Origin of the sequence: Thiolinea disciformis DSM 14473, from assembly GCF_000371925.1 — a bacterium.
Classification (GTDB): Bacteria; Pseudomonadota; Gammaproteobacteria; order Thiotrichales; family Thiotrichaceae; genus Thiolinea; species Thiolinea disciformis.
Genome location: NZ_AQVE01000037.1, coordinates 1 through 19,555 on the forward strand (window position 1 = coordinate 1; position 19,555 = coordinate 19,555).

General features: G+C 43.8%; 22 protein-coding genes. 12 read left to right on the forward strand and 10 right to left on the reverse strand.

The genetic code is table 11. The features are described from left to right. The 3 genes from A3IE_RS22770 to A3IE_RS0118260 form a co-directional block, all read right to left on the reverse strand. Window positions 1–191: IS1/IS1595 family N-terminal zinc-binding domain-containing protein (locus A3IE_RS22770; protein WP_020397064.1), on the reverse strand; the 191-nt coding region annotated here is incomplete at its 3' end. A gap of 70 nt (window positions 192–261) precedes the next feature. Next, complete coding sequence (locus A3IE_RS0118255) at window positions 262–1,056, reverse strand: class I SAM-dependent methyltransferase (protein ID WP_020397065.1); 795 nt, start codon at window positions 1,054–1,056, stop codon at window positions 262–264. 218 nt (window positions 1,057–1,274) lie between these two features. Beyond that, window positions 1,275–1,721, reverse strand: coding sequence for a 6TM ABC transporter family protein (locus A3IE_RS0118260; RefSeq protein WP_020397066.1), 447 nt, complete (start codon window positions 1,719–1,721; stop codon window positions 1,275–1,277). 347 nt (window positions 1,722–2,068) lie between these two features. Between A3IE_RS0118260 and A3IE_RS0118265 the strand changes: the two genes are divergently transcribed. The 11 genes from A3IE_RS0118265 to def all read left to right on the forward strand — a co-directional run bounded on the left by A3IE_RS0118265 (window position 2,069) and on the right by def (window position 11,133). Next, entirely contained in the window at window positions 2,069–2,671 is a 603-nt protein-coding gene (locus A3IE_RS0118265) for an outer membrane beta-barrel protein (RefSeq protein ID WP_033407568.1), read from the forward strand. Window positions 2,672–2,739: 68 nt separating this feature from the next. Beyond that, window positions 2,740–3,351 (forward strand): outer membrane beta-barrel protein, encoded by a 612-nt coding sequence (locus A3IE_RS21300; protein WP_020397068.1) that lies wholly within the window; start codon window positions 2,740–2,742, stop codon window positions 3,349–3,351. An 89-nt stretch (window positions 3,352–3,440) separates the two neighbouring features. After that, window positions 3,441–4,100 (forward strand): outer membrane beta-barrel protein, encoded by a 660-nt coding sequence (locus A3IE_RS0118275; RefSeq protein ID WP_020397069.1) that lies wholly within the window; start codon window positions 3,441–3,443, stop codon window positions 4,098–4,100. Between the two features lie 86 nt (window positions 4,101–4,186). Further along, window positions 4,187–4,885: a ribulose-phosphate 3-epimerase gene (gene rpe, locus A3IE_RS0118280; protein WP_020397070.1), complete on the forward strand. Its 699-nt coding sequence runs from the start codon at window positions 4,187–4,189 to the stop codon at window positions 4,883–4,885. A 5-nt stretch (window positions 4,886–4,890) separates the two neighbouring features. Further along, complete coding sequence (locus A3IE_RS0118285) at window positions 4,891–5,565, forward strand: phosphoglycolate phosphatase (RefSeq protein WP_020397071.1); 675 nt, start codon at window positions 4,891–4,893, stop codon at window positions 5,563–5,565. A 192-nt stretch (window positions 5,566–5,757) separates the two neighbouring features. Then, window positions 5,758–7,236 (forward strand): anthranilate synthase component I, encoded by a 1,479-nt coding sequence (trpE, locus tag A3IE_RS0118290; RefSeq protein ID WP_020397072.1) that lies wholly within the window; start codon window positions 5,758–5,760, stop codon window positions 7,234–7,236. Between the two features lie 11 nt (window positions 7,237–7,247). Then, the gene (locus A3IE_RS0118295; RefSeq protein WP_020397073.1) at window positions 7,248–7,829 is read left to right on the forward strand and encodes an anthranilate synthase component II; all 582 of its coding nucleotides are present in this window, start codon (window positions 7,248–7,250) and stop codon (window positions 7,827–7,829) included. A 137-nt stretch (window positions 7,830–7,966) separates the two neighbouring features. Further along, entirely contained in the window at window positions 7,967–8,662 is a 696-nt protein-coding gene (locus A3IE_RS0118300; RefSeq protein ID WP_020397074.1) for a response regulator transcription factor, read from the forward strand. A 1-nt stretch (window position 8,663) separates the two neighbouring features. After that, window positions 8,664–10,034, forward strand: coding sequence for an ATP-binding protein (locus A3IE_RS0118305; RefSeq protein ID WP_020397075.1), 1,371 nt, complete (start codon window positions 8,664–8,666; stop codon window positions 10,032–10,034). Window positions 10,035–10,193: 159 nt separating this feature from the next. Further along, window positions 10,194–10,622 (forward strand): YqaA family protein, encoded by a 429-nt coding sequence (locus A3IE_RS0118310; protein WP_020397076.1) that lies wholly within the window; start codon window positions 10,194–10,196, stop codon window positions 10,620–10,622. A gap of 22 nt (window positions 10,623–10,644) precedes the next feature. Next, a complete protein-coding gene (def, locus tag A3IE_RS0118315) occupies window positions 10,645–11,133 on the forward strand; it encodes a peptide deformylase (RefSeq protein ID WP_020397077.1) in 489 nt (162 codons plus the stop codon). Between the two features lie 102 nt (window positions 11,134–11,235). Here the strand turns inward: def and A3IE_RS0118320 are convergent, their stop codons facing one another. Together A3IE_RS0118320 and A3IE_RS0118325 are read right to left on the reverse strand one after the other, a co-directional pair. Next, entirely contained in the window at window positions 11,236–11,898 is a 663-nt protein-coding gene (locus A3IE_RS0118320; RefSeq protein ID WP_020397078.1) for a hypothetical protein, read from the reverse strand. Between the two features lie 186 nt (window positions 11,899–12,084). Next, window positions 12,085–12,573 carry a hypothetical protein gene (locus A3IE_RS0118325; protein WP_020397079.1) on the reverse strand — a complete coding sequence of 163 codons (489 nt, stop codon included), beginning with the start codon at window positions 12,571–12,573 and terminating at the stop codon, window positions 12,085–12,087. Between the two features lie 431 nt (window positions 12,574–13,004). Between A3IE_RS0118325 and A3IE_RS0118330 the strand changes: the two genes are divergently transcribed. Then, window positions 13,005–14,612, forward strand: coding sequence for an alpha-amylase family glycosyl hydrolase (locus A3IE_RS0118330; protein ID WP_020397080.1), 1,608 nt, complete (start codon window positions 13,005–13,007; stop codon window positions 14,610–14,612). A 29-nt stretch (window positions 14,613–14,641) separates the two neighbouring features. Here the strand turns inward: A3IE_RS0118330 and A3IE_RS0118335 are convergent, their stop codons facing one another. The 5 genes from A3IE_RS0118335 to A3IE_RS0118355 all read right to left on the reverse strand — a co-directional run. Then, entirely contained in the window at window positions 14,642–15,646 is a 1,005-nt protein-coding gene (locus A3IE_RS0118335; RefSeq protein WP_020397081.1) for an ABC transporter ATP-binding protein, read from the reverse strand. 12 nt (window positions 15,647–15,658) lie between these two features. Continuing rightward, a complete protein-coding gene (locus A3IE_RS0118340; protein WP_020397082.1) occupies window positions 15,659–16,483 on the reverse strand; it encodes a carbohydrate ABC transporter permease in 825 nt (274 codons plus the stop codon). Further along, window positions 16,480–17,442 carry a carbohydrate ABC transporter permease gene (locus A3IE_RS0118345; protein ID WP_020397083.1) on the reverse strand — a complete coding sequence of 321 codons (963 nt, stop codon included), beginning with the start codon at window positions 17,440–17,442 and terminating at the stop codon, window positions 16,480–16,482. The genes A3IE_RS0118340 and A3IE_RS0118345 overlap by 4 nt, the downstream gene beginning before the upstream one ends. Before the next feature lie 104 nt (window positions 17,443–17,546). After that, window positions 17,547–18,827 (reverse strand): ABC transporter substrate-binding protein, encoded by a 1,281-nt coding sequence (locus A3IE_RS0118350; RefSeq protein WP_020397084.1) that lies wholly within the window; start codon window positions 18,825–18,827, stop codon window positions 17,547–17,549. 454 nt (window positions 18,828–19,281) lie between these two features. Then, window positions 19,282–19,555, reverse strand: a 274-nt coding sequence (locus tag A3IE_RS0118355) for an IS1 family transposase (RefSeq protein WP_020397085.1), incomplete at its 5' end; no start/stop codon positions are given.

The window sequence follows — 19,555 nt, forward strand, 5'->3', positions numbered from 1 at the left end:
CCTGGACCATTGATCGCCATCTCAACAATTTTTTCGGGAATACCGTCGCGGTTGCCCACATTATGATAGTAAAGTTGAAAACTACGTTGGCAATCACGGCAGCGGTAACGCGGTTCACCACTACGCGCATAGCCGTGTTTGTAAATCGATGCACTTTGACAGTAGCGGCAGTCGACTGGTACGGTGGCCATACACACCTCTTCCTCAGATCAAATGCCTTTAACGATAAAGCTCCATCAAAGCGTTTTCAACTCCCTTAAATCACGACCAGAATTTAATTGTAAACCCTGATTGTTCGAATATATCAAAAATATAGTTTTTATTATATCTTACTCTTAATAGTACCTTGTTATGATCAGGGAGACTACCCAAATAATTATCTGGATTTTCTTCACAATTACTGACATCGTTTTCAATAAAAGCTGTTAGGTAAATAATTCCATTACTCTGTATTTTTTTTCTAAAGTCTCGCAAATAAAAAATAATATCATTAGTCAGCATATGAGAAAAAACAGAGTTTAAAAAAATTAGATCAAAAAAATTATTTTTAAAAGGCAGTTTTTCTATTTTTTCTGCATTTGTATTATATCTGGCATTATAAGCAGGCCAATAAATGAAATTAACTTTTTCGTTGGCAAGCCATTTTTCACACCATGCTATTGAATATATATCTATATCTAGACCTATGTAAGACAAAAAATCAATATGATAAAAGTTAAGTCCATTCACAAATCGACCCTGCCCACATCCGAAATCTAGTATTTTAGAACTCTCATTGAATTCATAAAATTCTTTTATTAGACCTATTTGCTCTTTAGTTGACTCTATATATAAATCATTATCATTTAGTCCTTGATTTGATCTTTTTTTAGGCAGAAAAATATTCTTGTAGAAAACAGAATCCAATTCGATTTTATTATATCCAAATATTGCTAATTTATTAGCTGCTATCTTAATGTAATTTTGAAATTGAAAACCGTTATTTTCATTAGTTAAATATTTTAAAATATTACTTGTTAATTGTATATTTTTTGTTAATCTTGACTTGCGATTCATTATCAAAAGCACTCCTCAAAGGACTTTTTCAAAAATTAAAAAAAGACTATAGTAGGACTTTTATCTTAATCAAAGCCAAGGCACTAAAAAGACTAACTGACAGTCTGTATGCATATACTTTATTGGTAGTGGCTACAATCCGTTGAGGGTAAACTTGACTAACTTATTAAAGCTCAGCCTTAGCAAAGGTAGAGCATAAAGCCAGAAAATATTTTCAACTACTTGATATCATTAACCGGAGGCTGTACCACGTTCAATATCACGCTCAATAATACCTGCTTTGCGTTCTCAGTGAAAACGTAGCGATAAATAGTTTGGTCTAAAACACGTGTGGAAATGCGGCGTTTGGTGCGATAACATACTTTGGCACATACTGCATCACGCAGCTCAGCGAATAAGAATTGCAACAGGCGTACTCCGCCGTAAGTAATCAATAAACCAATAGGTAATAATAAAACGTGGTCAGGTTTGACTTGCAGATGATCCACAAACAGTTTCAGCACATAGGGCACGCCGACGATTGTTAATTTTGCCAAGACCAAACCGAATAAAGCAATGAACACGTACCCTTTAAAACTCATTAAAAACGACAAAATAGCGCTTAGATTGTGCCAATCATGACGATTGGTCGGCTTATTAGCAGCCTGCGTAGATAGTGTATGCATGTAATGTAGTTAACCTAAGGCCGACGTAAGGACTGCTCCAAAATAATCTAAGTTCAATGTGAGTAGTAGCCCATTGTGGTACTCTTAAAGCGAAGCAGCCCACTTCACACTCACGTACCAAACCTTTAGCCAGTTTATCGTGCCGTACGTCGAGCTCAGGTTAGTTAGATATTTATACGATCCAAGTAAGCTTGCCCAAACGCAGGCTTACTCTCCCCCTTAGCATCAAGATCAAACCCTAAGCGTTATGTCAATGCGCTCATCCGATTCTTTTGCGAACCCCTTGATAGATCTTATAATTAAGCCTAACTAGCTTCGCTCATACTAATAATAACCCAAGGGGCAGCATGAAATACGCACTCAACAAGGAGCTCGTGTTAGTCAGTTTGGCATTATTATTCGCCCAGCCGATTAGCGCCGCGCAACCTAGCACAACAGCTAGCGATACCTTGCCCCCTAATTATGTAGGGGCAAGCCTAGGTTCTCCCGACAAAGACAGCCTCTGTGTGGAATTAAGCAATTGTGGCGATGATGGACGTAGCTGGAAAGTGTATTCAGGCGTTCGTGTGGTCGACAAGGTTATGCTGGAAGGCGGCTATGTGAAATTTGGCGAATACCAAGGCAGCAATAGCGCCAAACTCAATGAAACTCGCTCACTCCAAGGCTATACCGCTGCAGGCGTGCTATTACATAGCATCAGTGATGACATCACTTTATTCGGCAAGGCAGGCATGCTGTGGTGGGACAGTAAGACGAAAACGAGCGCACTGACGTCCGAGTCTAGTGGAAACGATGTGTTTTATGGCGTGGGTGGACAATACAATTTAGGCAACAACTTAGGTTTACGGGCGGAATGGGAACGCTATGAGGGCATAGCACCCCAAACCACGACTAGCAAGCAAGGTTATATTGACATGCTATCCGTGGGTGCAACTTTTTCATCACTTTAGCAGTAACACTATTAAAACAATCACTGCTTAGGGGCTTTTAAACGATTGACTTTTGAGGGCATAAAGTCATGCATTTTTTAAAATTAACACGCGTGGTAGGGCTTGCTCTATTCGCGATTGCAATGCCAGCGAATGCTGGTGGTGAATTTGCGCAGGGCTGGGGACTCACCTCTTTCCATACGACGTTTTATGGTGGCGCGGGGATCGGCTCTTCAAATCAAAGTAACTATGAGGAAGGCACTACTGGTGCTGGAAAAATCTATGGCGGGGCACGGATACATCGTTATGGTGGTGTCGAGTTGGGCTATAGCAAATTCGGTGAAGTCAGCAAGGAAGGTTTAAATGGTCGCCTCGCTACCACCCAAAGCAGTGATGCGGGCGGATTTTATGGTGCTGGGGTTGTTTATGTACCGGTCGTGCCACGCTTTGATTTAATCGGTAAGGCAGGCGCTATGAGCTGGAGTCAAGACAATAGTTCAACCACCAACTTGACCAAAGTCACTACCGAAACCAGCGAAAGCGGCGTGAGTCCTTTAGTGGGTGTAGGGGCGCAATATCAGCTCAATAACAATATGTACCTGCGTGGCGAATGGGAACGCGCTATGGATGTGGGTGCGGATACTGATTTTCAAACCGATATTGATATGGTGAATCTGGGGCTTCACTTTTCAACGCTTTAATCCAATAAAACTCATTCTCCACCTAATAATAAAAATAAAGAAAACCGGCCTTGAGCCTCTTGCTCAAGCAGCTCGGTAGGAGTGCAATAATGATGAAAAAGCCTTATCGAACCCTAGGGCTAATCCTGAGTGTATTTTTTTCAACAACATCGCCTGCTCACGCGGCTGGCTGGTTTGGCAATAGCGCGGCGATTCCCAATAATTTTAGCTTTAATAATGGCGTCAAAATGTATATAGGGGGTGCTTTGGGTTATGGCACACAAGGCGATACCTGTAATGCACCTTTTTTTGAGGGCCAATGCGAAGATGCGAATTTAAGTTGGAAGGCTTATGGCGGGATTCGTCTGAATCCTATGTTTGGCGCTGAACTGGGTTATGTGTCGATTGGCGAAGCCAGCAAAGAAGGTGTGATTAATAATACCAAAGCCAATTTGTATAACGATTTGCAAGGCTATCAATTAACAGGGGTGGCTTACCTACCACTCAATTTTCTCCCAAATACTGAAATCATCGGTAAAGCTGGAACGATGTTTTGGGAACGTGATAGCCGCTCTACGCTAGGTGATAAAGAATCTTTCTCACGTGACAATGGCATTTCGCCCATGATGGGCTTGGGCGCTCAATATAAATTAAATAATAATCTGCATTTACGTGGTGAGTGGGAGCATGTGTTTAATACAGGCGTTGATTCAGCATACGAAACCGATGCCGATAATTATTCTATAGGTGTGATGTATTCCACTTTGTAAAGAAAATCTATCTACATGGTAAGGCTGTTAAAAGCCTTGCCATGCGTTACAGTTAAGCCATCTACCCTGCTTTAAGGATGTGACTCATGGCTCGCCAAACTGATTTTATTGCTCCTTCTATTTTATCGGCTGACTTCGCGCGCTTAGGTGAAGAAGTTGCTAATGTGCTGACTTCTGGTGCAGATGTCGTGCATTTCGATGTGATGGACAACCACTATGTCCCCAATCTAACCATTGGCCCTTTAGTGTGTGAAGCTTTGCGCAAATATGGTGTCACCGCGCCCATTGATGTGCATTTAATGGTGAAACCTGTAGATCGCATTGTTCCCGATTTCGCAAAAGCGGGGGCAACTTATATTACTTTCCATCCCGAAGCGTCTGAGCATGTAGATCGGACGTTGCAATTGATTCGCAATGAAGGGTGTAAGGCCGGTTTAGTGTTCAATCCAGCGACCTCACTAGATGTCTTAGAATATGTGATGGATAAGATTGACATGATTTTAATTATGTCAGTCAATCCGGGGTTTGGTGGACAAAGCTTTATTCCCTCTGCGCTCACCAAATTGCGCCAAGCACGTAAGCTGATTGATGAATCGGGTTATAGTATTCGCTTAGAAATTGATGGCGGCGTCAAGGCAAGCAATATCGCAGACATTAAAGCGGCTGGGGCAGATACCTTCGTAGCAGGCTCAGCAATCTTTAATGCGGCAAAACCCACCGATCCACACCATTACAATAGTATTTTGGCTGAGTTCCGCGAGCAATTAGCCAGTATACGTGGTTAATCATTATGTTTAGTCCCAAAGCCATTGTATTTGATTTAGATGGTACCTTAGTCGATAGCGTGCCGGACTTGGCCTATAGCGTGGATGCTATGCTAGAGCAACTAGGCTTGCCCAAACGTGGTGAGGCAGCGGTGCGCCAATGGGTCGGCAATGGCGTACAACGCTTAGTGGAGCGCGCCTTAACCAATAACTTGGATGGCATACCTGATAAGGCATTATTTAAAGAAGCCATGCCGATCTTTACCGAAATCTATGCAGAAAATAATGCTCGGCGTAGTCGGGTTTATGCTGGTGTCGAACAAGCTTTGCAATTTGTGCGCGAAGCGCAACTGCATTGTGCTTGCGTCACGAATAAAGCCGAGCAATTTACGGTGCCTCTACTCAAAGATTTAGGTCTATTCCACTATTTCGAAATCGTGATTAGTGGTGACTCGCTCCCTGAGAAAAAACCCCATCCTTTGCCATTGCTGCATATTGCTGACCATTTCGGTTTACTACCTAAACAGTGCTTAATGGTGGGGGATTCAAAATCGGACGTGAAGGCTGCACGCGAAGCGGGTTTCAATATCGTGTGTACCAGTTATGGTTATAATCATGGTGAAGATATACGTAAATACAAGCCTGATGCGGTGGTAGACTCCCTAGCGGAGTTAAAAAACCTTATCCGTGTATCTGCTTAGTTGACCGTCTAACATTTTTTTTAACGCTTCTTAAAAGGCTGTGCTAGACTCCGATCAAGTTTAATACAGCCTTTTCACTGGAATGAACATGAACCAGCTTATTCTAAATAAACGATGGCGATGGCGTTCTTAATCTAACTTAGCCACATAGTTAGCTGGACCCCATTTCATTTTTTAATTTGGAATACTGCCATGGATCAAACCACGTTTGACAGCCTTATTGCTCAAGGTTTTAATCGCGTTCCCGTCAGCCGCGTCATTTTAGCTGATCTCGATACCCCACTCAGCGCTTACCTAAAACTCGCCAATAATCCTTATTCCTGCCTGTTTGAATCCGTTCAAGGTGGTGAAAAATGGGGACGTTATTCGATCATAGGCCTGCAAGCCAATAGCTTCATTAAAGTGTATGGCAATCGCATTGAAATACATCGCCGTCATCAAGCCATAGAAAGCTTCGAGGTTGCTGATCCACTCACTTGGATTAGTGATTTCCAAACAAGCTTTAAAGTCCCTGATATTGAGGGCTTACCGCGTTTCACCGGTGGCTTAATCGGTTATTTTGGCTATGATACGGTGCGTTATGTCGAGCCCAAACTCGCTAAATACAGCAAAAAAGACCCGCTCGACACACCCGATATTTTATTGATGGTGTCGGAAGAAGTCGTCGTTTTCGATAATTTGCGCGGTGAATTACATTTAATTGTCCATGCCGAAGCGGGACACTATGCCCAAACTGTCAAGCGCTTGGACGAGTTGAATAAAAAACTACAAGAATCACAACGTTTATATCAGCCTGCGGCACGCACTAGCCAAATCCATGAAAGCGACTTTGTGTCTGGCTTTACTGAAAGTGGCTTTAAACAAGCAGTCGAAAAAGCTCGCGAATATATTAGTGCTGGCGATATTATGCAGGTGGTTTTATCGCAGCGTATGAGCATCCCCTTTGCTGCCCCCCCCTTAGATTTGTATCGCGCCCTGCGCCGCTTGAATCCTTCACCTTATATGTATTATCTGCACTTGGGCGAGTTTCATATTGTTGGCTCTTCACCCGAAATTCTAGTGCGTCTGGAAGATAATATGGTGACAGTACGCCCGATTGCTGGCACCCGACGCCGTGGTGAAACCGAGCAGCATGATAATGCTTTAGAACAAGATTTATTGAGTGATCCTAAAGAATTAGCTGAACATTTAATGCTGATTGATTTAGGGCGTAATGATGTAGGCCGTGTCAGCCAAACCGGTACGGTTGAATTGACCGAAAAAATGATCGTCGAGCGCTATTCTCATGTGATGCATATTGTCTCCAATGTAAATGGCAAGCTCCTCCCTAATCAAACCGCTATGGATGTCTTGCGCGCGACTTTCCCCGCAGGAACGGTCAGTGGCGCTCCCAAAATTCGCGCCATGGAAATTATCGATGAACTAGAACCTGTTAAACGCGGCGTGTACTCAGGCGCAGTCGGCTATTTAGCATGGAATGGTAATATGGATACCGCGATTGCGATTCGTACCGCCGTGATTAAAGATGACCAGCTTTATATACAAGCAGGCGCTGGTATTGTGTATGACTCGATTCCACAAATGGAATGGGAGGAAACCTTAAATAAAGGTCGTGCTGTATTCCGTGCCGCCAGTACTGCCTTAGCCGGTTTAGACGGCAAGCACAAATAGGGAGTAAGCCAATGAAAATTCTCATGATCGACAACTATGATTCGTTTACTTACAACCTTGTGCAATACCTCGGCGAATTAGGCGCAGAGGTGATAGTAAAGCGTAATGACGAGATTCCCGTTGAGGCGATTGATGTCATTGCACCGGATAAAATTATGCTTTCCCCAGGGCCTTGCACCCCGAATGAAGCGGGTATTTCCTTGGCAACGATAGAGCGTTATGCTGGAAAAATTCCGATTCTCGGTGTTTGCTTAGGCCATCAATCGATTGGTCAGGCCTTTGGCGGGCGTATCATTCGTGCCAAGCAAATTATGCATGGCAAGATTTCACCAATTGTGCATAAAAATACCGGTGTGTTTCGCGGCCTACCCAGTCCCTTCAATGCCACACGTTACCATTCCTTAGTGATTGAGCAGGCTAGTATGCCTGATTGTTTGGAAATCACCGCATGGACAGCCACCGCCGATGGCGAACTTGATGAAATTATGGGAGTGCGTCACAAGAGCTTAGCGGTTGAAGGTGTGCAGTTCCATCCCGAGTCGATTTTAACTGAGCATGGTCATGCCCTGATTCGCAATTTCCTAGAAGGTTAAGATAGATTAAGGCGGTGTAAAAAATTGTAAAACCACTGTTACACCGCCCTATTCTCCGTAATCATTTGCTTACCAATCCTGCACAATGGTGGGCACATCATGACTGTTATAATCCATCCAAATACTGAAGGCTCATCATGACTCATTTACTCTTGGTGGATGATGACCTTGTGCTCAATAATATGCTCAAAGAATATTTAGAGCGTGAAGGCTTTGCTGTGACTACGGCGACCAATGGCGAGGCGGCACTGCAAGAAACCCTGCGCCAGAATTTTGCCTTGATTGTAATGGATGTGATGATGCCCATTATGAATGGCATCGAAGCCTTAAGCCGTATTCGTCTGCATAGCCAAATACCGGTCTTAATGCTTACGGCTCGCGGTGATGATATTGACCGTATTATTGGCCTAGAACTCGGTGCAGATGATTATGTACCCAAACCCTGCCAGCCGCGTGAATTAGTCGCACGCATTCGTGCTATTTTGCGTCGCGCCACCACCATGACTGCACCCAATGCGTCGAATGAATCTGAAGCCTTACAGGTAGGTGCTTTACAACTGTGGCCGGAAAAACGCCAAGCCTTTTGGCAGGGCGAACCGCTAGAACTCACTAGCACGGAATTTAATTTATTAGAAGTGTTGGTACATCAGGCAGGCAAAGCCGTTAGTAAAGCTGATTTATCACAACTCGGTTTAGGACGAGTCTTGACCCGTTATGATCGCAGTATTGATGTACACATGAGCAGCATTCGCCACAAATTGGGGCAACTACCCGATGGACGCTCTTGTATTCAAACCATTCGCGGTATCGGCTACCAGTTGATTGGAGAATAAGTTGGGGCGCCTATTCTGGAAAATCTTAATTACCTTTTGGGTCACCTTATTAGTCGCCGGTGCGATTTCGGGTGTGGCGGTATGGCTACATCAGCGCTCTATGCAAGACATGACGACTAATTTAGTGGTACGCCCTGCTTCGTTTATTGCTGTGCAAGCGGCTGCTAATACCTTAAAACATGGGGGTATTGAATCTTTACGCGGTATGCTGATCGATCAACGCGATTCCGCACCCGAAGCAGTACAAGTTTATGCAGTTGATGCGCAAGGTAATGAGCTGCTCAATCGGCCTGTTTTGGACGAGGCATTAGCCCTAGCACGTGAAGGGGCTGCAAAAAATATCGAGCCACCTTTGGCACGTCTGGTTCAAAAAGATAATAAAGACTACGTTTTGTTTGCGCCACGCTCAGGCCAATTCCCTCAATATAATCAGCTTAAAACTCATACACATCGGCCACCTAATGATAGTTGGTTGAGTTTAATTGTTTCTGGCATTCTGGCCAGCTTTGTCTCAAGCCTGTTATTAGCGTGGTATTTCTCTCATCCGATTCACTCCTTACGCAAAGCGTTTGGGGCCTTGGCGGAAGGTGATCTCAATCAGCGTGTTGCCGTGGAAATGGGATCAAGACGTGATGAAATCGCTGACTTGGGTAAAGACTTCGATGAAATGGCGAGCCAGCTCCAAAATTTAATGGTTTCACAAAAACGCTTATTACATGATGTTTCCCACGAATTGCGCTCACCCTTAGCACGTTTACAAGTTAGTATTGGTTTGGCACGCCAACAACCTGATAAAATGGAAGCCACTTTAGATCGTATTGAACAAGAAGCGGGACGTTTAGATACCTTGGTCGGGGAATTGCTCACGCTGTCACGCCTTGAGGCGGGGGTTGCTCCGGCCATGGATGAATATTTAGATATTCAAGAGCTGCTTGACGCGGTCGTTGAGGGCGCTGAATTTGAAGCTCAAGCCTTAGCTTGTCATGTTAGCTTTTCTAGCGAATTGGAGGAAAGCCCCGTCTATCGTGGCCATGGTGAACTACTGTATCGCGCTTTAGAAAATGTAGTGCGCAATGCAATTCATCACACAGCACCACATACCGAGGTCAGTATTCACCTATCGCGTAGCGCACAGGGTTTGCGCATCATTGTCGATGATCAGGGTGCGGGTGTTCCTGAAACCGAATTAGAACATATTTTTGAACCGTTTCAACGCAGTAGCCAAAACCTAAAAATCAATGGCTATGGTTTAGGTTTAGCCATCGCTAAGCGTGCTATCACTAGCCATGATGGAACTATTCAAGCTAGCAATCGTGCGAAAGGTGGGTTGCGAGTGGAAATTAATTTACCGTGGCAAACTGAAAAAAAGTAGGCAGCCGGAAAAGGCTGCCTATTTAGAATGTTTAGGAGGAGGGAACTACCTAAACACGCATACATTCGCTGAGGGAAATGGGAACATATACAAACACTGAGTCGTAGTATTTTTAAGCAAGGTTCAAACGATTTCGAAAAATTTTTATAAAAATTGCACATGGCCTATCTAAGCTTATTTTTTGCTGCCTTGCTCGCTGCTACGCTGTTTCCAGCGCAATCAGAAGTACTACTCAGTGCCTTAGTGTTACAACAAAACTATAACCTTTGGGTTTTGTGGCTAGTGGCGACAGTGGGCAATGTGCTTGGCTCACTCATCAATTGGTATCTGGGCTGGCATATTGACTACTTTCAAAGCAAAGCATGGTTCCCCTTCAAACCAAACACACTCACTACAGCCCGTGAACGTTTTCAACGTTATGGGAAATGGTCGCTACTGCTCAGTTGGCTACCGACTATTGGCGATCCCTTAACCTTAATAGCAGGTGTTTTGCACGTCCCTCTGTGGCAGTTTGTGGGTATTGTTACACTCGCCAAGGCTGGCAGATATTTGTTATTAATAGCAATCGTACTAGGATATAGCCCTTAATCATTTCAGTTGTAGACACTCTATGCCATTAACTCCTCACATTCTGCCTATTGCTCAAAATGGCGAAATGGTTTTACGCCAAATCGCTCAAGCCGTTGACCCTAAAGAAATCAAAACGCCTTTGTTCCAACAGCTCCTCACGGATATGCAAACCACCATGGAAAACGCCAATGGTGTTGGTATCGCTGCACCACAAGTGTATGTTTCCAAAAGAATTATTATTGTCGCCTCACGTCCCAACCCACGTTATCCTGATGCACCTGAGATGCAGCCCGAAATCATGATTAACCCTGAAATTTTGCAACTTTCGCCCGAAACCGTTTGTGGCGAAGAAGGTTGTTTAAGTGTCAACGAGCAACGCGCTATGGTTGAACGTGCACAAAGCTTGCGGGTGCGCTATTTGAATCGACACGGTGACACACAGGAGAACCTCTATGAGGGATTTGTCGCGCGTATTGTGCAGCATGAGTACGATCATTTAGAGGGGAAATTGTTTATTGATTATGTGTAATGCACTAACGCTCCAGCCGCCCTAGCTTACTTTTAGATTTTCGCTGAAATAGAAACTACGACAAATCACCTCGACGAATAATTTCACAGTAGTGCTCTTGTCTCACCATGAATAATTAAAATAGACACTAGCTGACTTTTTATCGGGTGCACTCTCACGTTCTAGCGTCGAATTTAGATTCACCCCCATATTCCAACGCGCATCCCCCGGCTTAGTCCGTGGTGCGATGGAATAACTAATACTGGCATCCTGCTCGGGCTTATCCAGATCACTTTGACTCAATCTACCTGAAATATTTTGTGTAAAAGCTGCTTGTTGAGTCACACGGTAGGGAATAGTCTTAATCAATTCATTATCGAGGTTATAAACGCTAATCACACCTTGAGTGGGTTTGGTGACATTGAAGGAGACCTGTTTAGTTTCACCTTCTTTATTAAACACCACTTCGTGACCAACACGCGAATATAAACCACTATCATCCGGCCATTCGAGGCGGACTTTAGTTTTCATGAAGGCAACGATATTGAAATATAAAACACCTGTCGCTCTTTTATAAGGAATGTAGGTCGACACATCCTGATCGACTAAAACAGTATCTACCGTTTGATACTCACTATCATCGTCTGCTTTTTTATCGGTATAAACCTCGCCACCAATGACTTCAATTCTATTTTCAATAACCTCAAAACCTATTGCACTCACCTGATGTGCAAAACTGAGCAATGCCCACAAAACTATATTATTTTTTTTGAAAAGCCCCAACATGATAGCCCCTAATTTTAGAGATAGATTATAATTTCTGGTTTTAATTTTTTACAATAATAGAAAATCAAGAAGAAGTAAGGACAATCACTTACGCTCTAGCCTTTAGTTTGCTGAAAAAACTTAAGTAATACAACATAAGTGATTGCTGTTTACAATTGAAAGATTAATTAAAGCAGAGATAGCTGATTAATTATAAGGCTGAAGGCTCGTTTTAATGGTAATTGGAACTGAATACGTGAATTCTCCGCCTTGACTTCTCGTGACCTGACCAGATAATCTAATCGTATATGTCTTCCCAGATATGTCAATAAGCGCGTCGTCTGTCGGTATTCCTTGATCTATAATACTCATGGACACATTACTTTCGACATCATCACCCACACTAACCTTTATATATGCCCATGCGCTTGAACATGCACCTGTTATTGAATTAGCTTTGATTGTAATGTCTTGTGCAAATGTAGCACCGCTAGATAATACGGCTAGGTCTTTAGAAAGCCCTTCTGTTGGCTTTACAAAAATAGTCGTGACATCTTCTAAATCACCAGCTAAACATCCCTCACCACTTACACTAAATTCTAAGCCACTAGGTGTAACCAGCGCATGAGTCTGAGGGGATACAAATCCCAAAATACTTAACAGCACTACATAAGTTATTTTTTTTCTGAAAGGCATGTTATTACTCTTTTATTTTAGTATAGAGATATCTTTAGACATCAAATAATTGACTGACTAGCGGTATTACATAAATTTAATAACGCATCGATCAAGAATTATTTATCGTCAGATATCCATTATTTTTTAGATGTTGATGATCTCAACAATTAAAGTATATCAATGTAAATAAAAAACAATGAATATAACGAAAGTTGTAATTCGGCGTAAACAAGACAAGTGGTAGTAAATAGTTCAATCATCTCGCTAAAAACGCAGCGTCATGTGTATAAATCGTCTCAGCCTCTCTAATACTTAGCGACCTTCAGTGCAAAGCAAGAAAAATTAGGATCTCAACGCTAAGAGGACTGACGTAATCAAAGCGCTTTGAGTATAGTACTCTTATAAGCATCATCCTAACGTCCAATCACATTCAGTCACAAGGAGCATATATGAATAACGAATGGTGGCGCGGTGCTGTCACTTATCAGATCTATCCACGGTCTTTTCAAGATTCCAATAATGATGGCATTGGTGATTTAGCAGGCATTACCGAGCGCCTCCCTTACGTAGCAGACTTAGGGATCGATGCTATTTGGCTTTCACCCATTTTTACGTCACCAATGCTAGACATGGGTTATGACGTGTCGAATTACACAGATATAGACCCTAGTTTTGGCACACTGGCCGACTTTGACAAGCTAATTGCACGGGCACACGAACTCGGTTTAAAAGTCATTATTGATCAAGTTTTATCGCACTCCAGCTCTGAACACCCCTTCTTCAAAGAGAGCCGCCAAAATCGTACTAACCCCAAAGCAGACTGGTATGTGTGGGCTGATCCCAAACACGATGGTTCACCACCGAACAATTGGCTGGCTATTTTTGGCGGCGGGGCTTGGCAATGGGAACCCCGTCGTCATCAATACTACTTGCATAATTTCTTAGTTGAGCAACCAGATTTCAATTTCCACAATCCTGAAATACAAGATTGGTTGCTTTCCACCATGCGCTTTTGGTTAGAGCGCGGTGTCGATGGCTTCCGCTTGGATACGGTCAATTTCTATTTCCATGATGCCTTATTGCGGGATGATCCGGCGGATTTCCGTCGCAAAGAAAAGCCGGAATGGAATCCTTATGCCATGCAATATCATATTTTCTCGAAAAATCAGCCTGAGAACTTAGCTTTTTTGGAGCGTATGCGTGCCTTATTAGATGAATTTGATGCACGTACCATGGTGGGTGAAATGGGCGAAGATCATCACCCGATTCGCATGATGGGCGAATATACTTCTGGCAAGCGCTTGCACATGTGCTATTCGTTTGAAATGTTGAAAGACCCTTTCAGCGCTACGCATTTTCGCCATTTAATCGAAGAATTTTACAGCGGTGCGCCACACGGCTGGCCGTGCTGGGCTTTCTCCAATCACGATGTCATCCGTCATGCCACGCGTTGGAAAAATCACGGCGTGAGCAACCAAGCCTTAGCGAAACAAGCGGGTGCGCTATTGTTATCGCTCCAAGGTTCGATTTGTCTGTTTGAAGGTGAAGAGCTAGGACAAACGGAATCTGATTTGGAGTACAACGAACTCACTGATCCGCAAGGGTTACGCTTTTGGCCGGAAAATAAGGGGCGTGATGGATGTCGTACCCCCATGGTTTGGGATGCCACCAAACCCAATGCAGGCTTTAGTGCGGCCAAGCCTTGGTTACCCGTGAAGCCAGCCCAAGCTGCGCATAGTGTTTCCGAGCAAATCGACAAACCCGATTCAGTGCTTAACTTTTACAAGCGTATGCTGAAATTGCGTAAAACCCAGCCTGCCTTACAAACAGGGGGAACAAAGTTTTTTGATACGCAAGAGCCGATTTTAGCTTTTACACGGGGCGACAATACCCTATGTGTATTTAACTTATCGCCGAAAACGGAAACGGTAACAATCGCGGGTAATATCACGGGCTTATTGGCGGAAAGTGCACAATTGGCGAATGAAACTTTACACTTGGCGGGCAATGGTTTTGCTTTATTCAAAACCACACAACCAGTATCAATTAGCAACTAACTGATACCAGTAATCCACAATGGTAAGCCTTAATTAATGGGCTTGCCGTTTGCATCAAAGCGATGCAGATTTTGCTCTTGTGGGCGGATACCGACTTTCGCACCCAACTCAAATGAGGCCGTGCCGTCTTCGCGTACAATCACCGGTTCATCGCTACCAATGTTCACAAAAATATAATTATCTGAGCCGAGATTTTCATAGTGAACCACTTCGCCTTGCCAAACCGGATTAGCATTATCAATACTCAGGTGCTCTGAGCGAATGCCCAGCGTCTTGCAGTGGTATTGCTCGGCAAAATTACCCGTCAGGAAATTCATTTTCGGCGAACCGATGAAACCCGCCACGAATAGTGAATTAGGCTTAGCATAAAGCTCAGCGGGCGTTCCCACTTGCTCGACAAGGCCATCGCGCAATACACAAATCCGATCGGCTAAGGTCATCGCCTCGACCTGATCGTGGGTCACATAAATCATGGTAGCTTTATTCATTTCATGATGGAGCTTGGCGATTTCCAAACGCGTTTGCACACGCAAGGCGGCATCTAAATTGGATAAAGGTTCATCGAATAAGAACACGCGTGGATCCCGCACAATAGCACGACCAATCGCAACACGCTGACGTTGCCCACCCGACAATTGCTTGGGCAAGCGATCGAGTAGATGATCGATCTGTAGCATTTTTGCCGCTTTTTCTACACGCGTGCGCACTTCTTGCGGATTGGTATTCGCTAGCTTCATCCCAAAGGCCATATTGTCGTAGACATTCATATGTGGATATAAAGCATAAGACTGAAATACCATGGCAATGCCACGCTTTGAGGGCGCTAAATGATTAACGCGCTCGCCATCAAACAACATGTCGCCGGAACTAATATCCTCTAAGCCAGAAATCAGGCGTAATAAAGTGGACTTACCACAACCGGAAGGCCCGACAAACACCATAAATTCGCCACTGCGAATATCGAGATTAACGCCCTTGATAACATCAAAGTTGCCATAGGACTTACGCACATTTTTTAATTCAATACGAGCCATTGCACTACTCCTTTAGCCTTTAACGCCACCAGCGGTTAGACCCGCTACAATCTTGCGTTGGAAAATCAATACCATAATGATAATAGGCACTGTCACCAATACCGAGGCCGCCATAATAATGCCCCATGGGGTTTCATATTGGGTTGCGCCGGACAATAAACCAATCGCTACGGGCACCGTGCGAGTCTCATTAGATGAAGTGAAGGTTAAGGCAAATAAGAATTCATTCCATGCACCGATAAAAGCCAATAAGCCTGTGGTCACTAACGCAGGCCACATCAAAGGCAAAAAGACTTTGACGATGATCTGCCAAGGCGTTGCCCCATCCACAATCGCAGCCTCTTCGATTTCAATCGGCAAATCGCGCATAAACGTGGTTAACACCCAAACCGTAAACGGTAGCGTAAAAATGGTATAGGACATAATCAACGCCCACGGCGTATTATAAATGCCAATATAGCGAATCATTTCGAACAGCCCCGACAATACGGCAATCTGGGGAAACATCGAAACCGCTAAAATAGTCATCAATAATAAGCCGCGCCCACGAAAACGCACTCGCGCTAAAGCATAAGAAGCGGTGACACCCATCAACAAAGATAAGACCACTGTCAGGGTAGCAATAAACACTGAGTTCAAAATATTGCGTGGGAATTCGCCTTGCTGGAAGACAGCATAGTAATTGCCTAGGCTAAAAGATTTTGGCCAATAATCCACTTCGAACAAAGCAGTACCGGTCTTGAAGCTGGTGACAATAGCGTAATAAAACGGAAAAACCGAAATGACCACAATCGCCAGCACCAGTAGATAAAAGCTAATGGTTTTGAGAATTTTCATTTGCTATCTCCACTTAAATCGACGCGACCCAGCCAAATATAGAGAATCACAAACAAGGCGATGAAGGTGAAAAGTAAGGTTGATTGCGCGGAGCCATACGCAAATTTATCAAACTCAATCATGTTTTCACGACTGATAATCGACATGGTTTTAGTGGACGAAGAATTCGGTGTTAGCACATAGATCAAGTCAAAAATCCGTAACGCATCTAACATGCGGAAGATGATCGCTACCATTAACGCTGGCTTTACTAAGGGCAAGGTGATTTTGAAGAATACTTTTACCGGATGTACACCATCGATTTTTGATGCTTCATAAACATCCTTGGGAATCATCTGTAGACCCGCTAAACAAAGTAGCGCCATGAAGGGCGTGGTCTTCCAAATATCGACAATCAAGACCGCTAACATCGCTGTATCCACATTCGCTGTCCAAGCAATTTTTTGTGAAATGATGCCTAACTTCATTAGTACATCATTCACAATGCCAAATTGATCATTCAGCATCCAGCTCCACATTTTGGCGGAAACAATTGTAGGAATGGCCCAAGGAATCAAGATAGCTGCACGTACTAAGCCACGACCTTTGAACTCTGCATTAAGGACCAAAGCGACCATCATGCCGAAAAAGGCTTCCAAGGACACGGACACCACCGCAAAACGCACCGTATTCCAGACCGCATTCCACCACGCTTGATCGACTAAGGTACCGCGATAGATCGTACGTCCTGACGGTAGGGTACGCCAACTTAGGTAGTTATCAAAACCAACCCATTGCCCGCCATACAGATTAGTTAAGGAGGTATCAGTAAAACTGAAATAAATGGAGCGAAATAAGGGATAAGCAGCCACCAATACTAACGCCGCCAACATAGGCACGAGAAACAACAGGGCGGCACGTTTACGTTGCGATTGAAGTTCTGCTTTATCCGAAGGTGAGACAACATGAGTTGGAGTCATGAGTCGATCTCCCAAGGTGATGCATCATAAAAGGGTAATAACTCACGTTATTACCCTTACGCTTTATGCCTGAGCCTATGTATACTCAGGGCGGAGGAGGAAAATTACCAGCCTTTACCTTTTAGCTCGGTTAAATCAGCTTCGAGCACTTCGAGGTTCTCGTCCGCTGTACCTTCATCAGATAAGGTTTCATGGACTGCTGACCAGAACTTAGAAGACACTTCATTATATTTGACTTTCGTGGGTGCAGAAGGACGTGGCACCGCTTGTAAGAACACATCTTTCCAACGTGGAATAATCGGCTGTTTTTCTTTTATATCAGCGTCGTCATATAACGACATGATCGTTGGCAGCTTAGAGCCTTTCAACGCATTTTCTTTTTGAGTTTCTTTCGAAGCCAAGAACTTGACTAAATCCAGTGCTTCTTTTTGATTCTTGCCATATTTAGAAACGGCCAAGTTCCAACCACCTAAGGTCGCAGCAGATTTATCGTGACCACCACCTGTAGGCAGGGTTGTGACATCGAATTTGCCCTTGACCTTGCTGTCATCCTCATTGCCTAAGCCATAAGCATAAGGCCAGTTACGCATGAAGACCGCGTTACCTGTTTGCCAAACACCGCGTGCTTCTTCCTCACCGTAAGACAACACGCCAGGGGGAGAAATGGTATTGACCCACGATTTGGCTAAATCAAGAGCTGCAGCCGCTTTGGGATTATTAATCGAAATATTGCCATCGGCTTCTACAATTTGACCACCGCCAAACGACTTGACCCACTCTAAGGCATTACAGGTTAAACCTTCATAGGCATTACCCTGCCAGACAAAACCCCATAAATCTTTATTGCCCGCTGCACGCTCGCCTTCTTGCACTTTCTTAGCCGTGGTGGTTAACTCTTCCCAAGTTTTTGGAACGCTAGCACCATACTTTTCTAACAAATCTTTGCGATAATACAAAGCGGGTGCATCCGTAAAAAGCGGCATAGCCACTAACTTACCATCAACCGTTTGTGACTCAACAATAGACGGAAAATGATCTTTAATAACGTCTTTAGTAGCCTCGGTTAAATCAACGAATTGATCCGCTAATTGGGGCGCCCAAATAACGTCGGTTTGATACACATCCACATCCGCATTGCCCGCGGATAGCCATAGGCGATACTGCGCAAATTGGTCATTTGTTGAGGAAGGCATGGGCACGACTTTGACCGTGTTGCCTGTTTTAGCCTCCCAAGGCTTAACCAGTTTTTTAAATAATTCAATGTCTTTACCGACTGCACCAGAAACGAAATTGACTTCCACCGCATAAGCAGCAGTAGAAGAAAGTGCAGCAGTGAATAGTGACAATAAAATGGCTTGCTTAATAGGACTACGCAACAGCGTCATGATCAATCTCCTCCAAAAGACCACTTAGTGAAAATTTTTTGAGAATTCAAAACGTTAAAATTTCTACAAGCAAAATCAAAGCGCTTTAAATCCCATAAAAATACACTGCGCCATCTATAAAGGCAATGACTTTATTTTACCACAAAAAATAATTACGGCCTGTCTTGATCACCTGAGATGGCTGCTGGTCTGACTTTATGGTTCAGTGGTTACTGGATGAACAATAACGTCTAATAAATCCGCATTCCTGTATCAAGGGTGAGGCGATGATTATAAAAAGTTTCAGGCAAGTAAGCGATCAAGCCTTAAAGGGGCAACTAGCTAATGAATGATGGCTAGTGGGTAGGGTCTGGCTGTGTAAACGAGAAATTTTTCAGCAGGAGATCGTTGCACATTTATTTAACACAGCATTTTGCATCTAACTCAGCGCTCTATAAAGCCATGCCTTTTAGGGTCATGATTTAAAGGAGTTGAAGAAGCGTCTTTCGATACAGGTTCCAATGACTTTGTCATGAATCTCGATAGACTTAGAAAAACAGATCGTCTTGCGTGCTAGACGTTTAATCCAAATCCTCAAATTCAGGTTTTGCCGTTCAATGCTTTGTGTGTAGCGCTTAGTGATTAAATGCTTATCTTCAGGCAATAAACGCTCATAAGCGCCCCAATCATCCGTGCAATACAATGCCAGTTTGAAAGGTGTCAACCGTTCCAAGAGTTGCTTCAAGGCG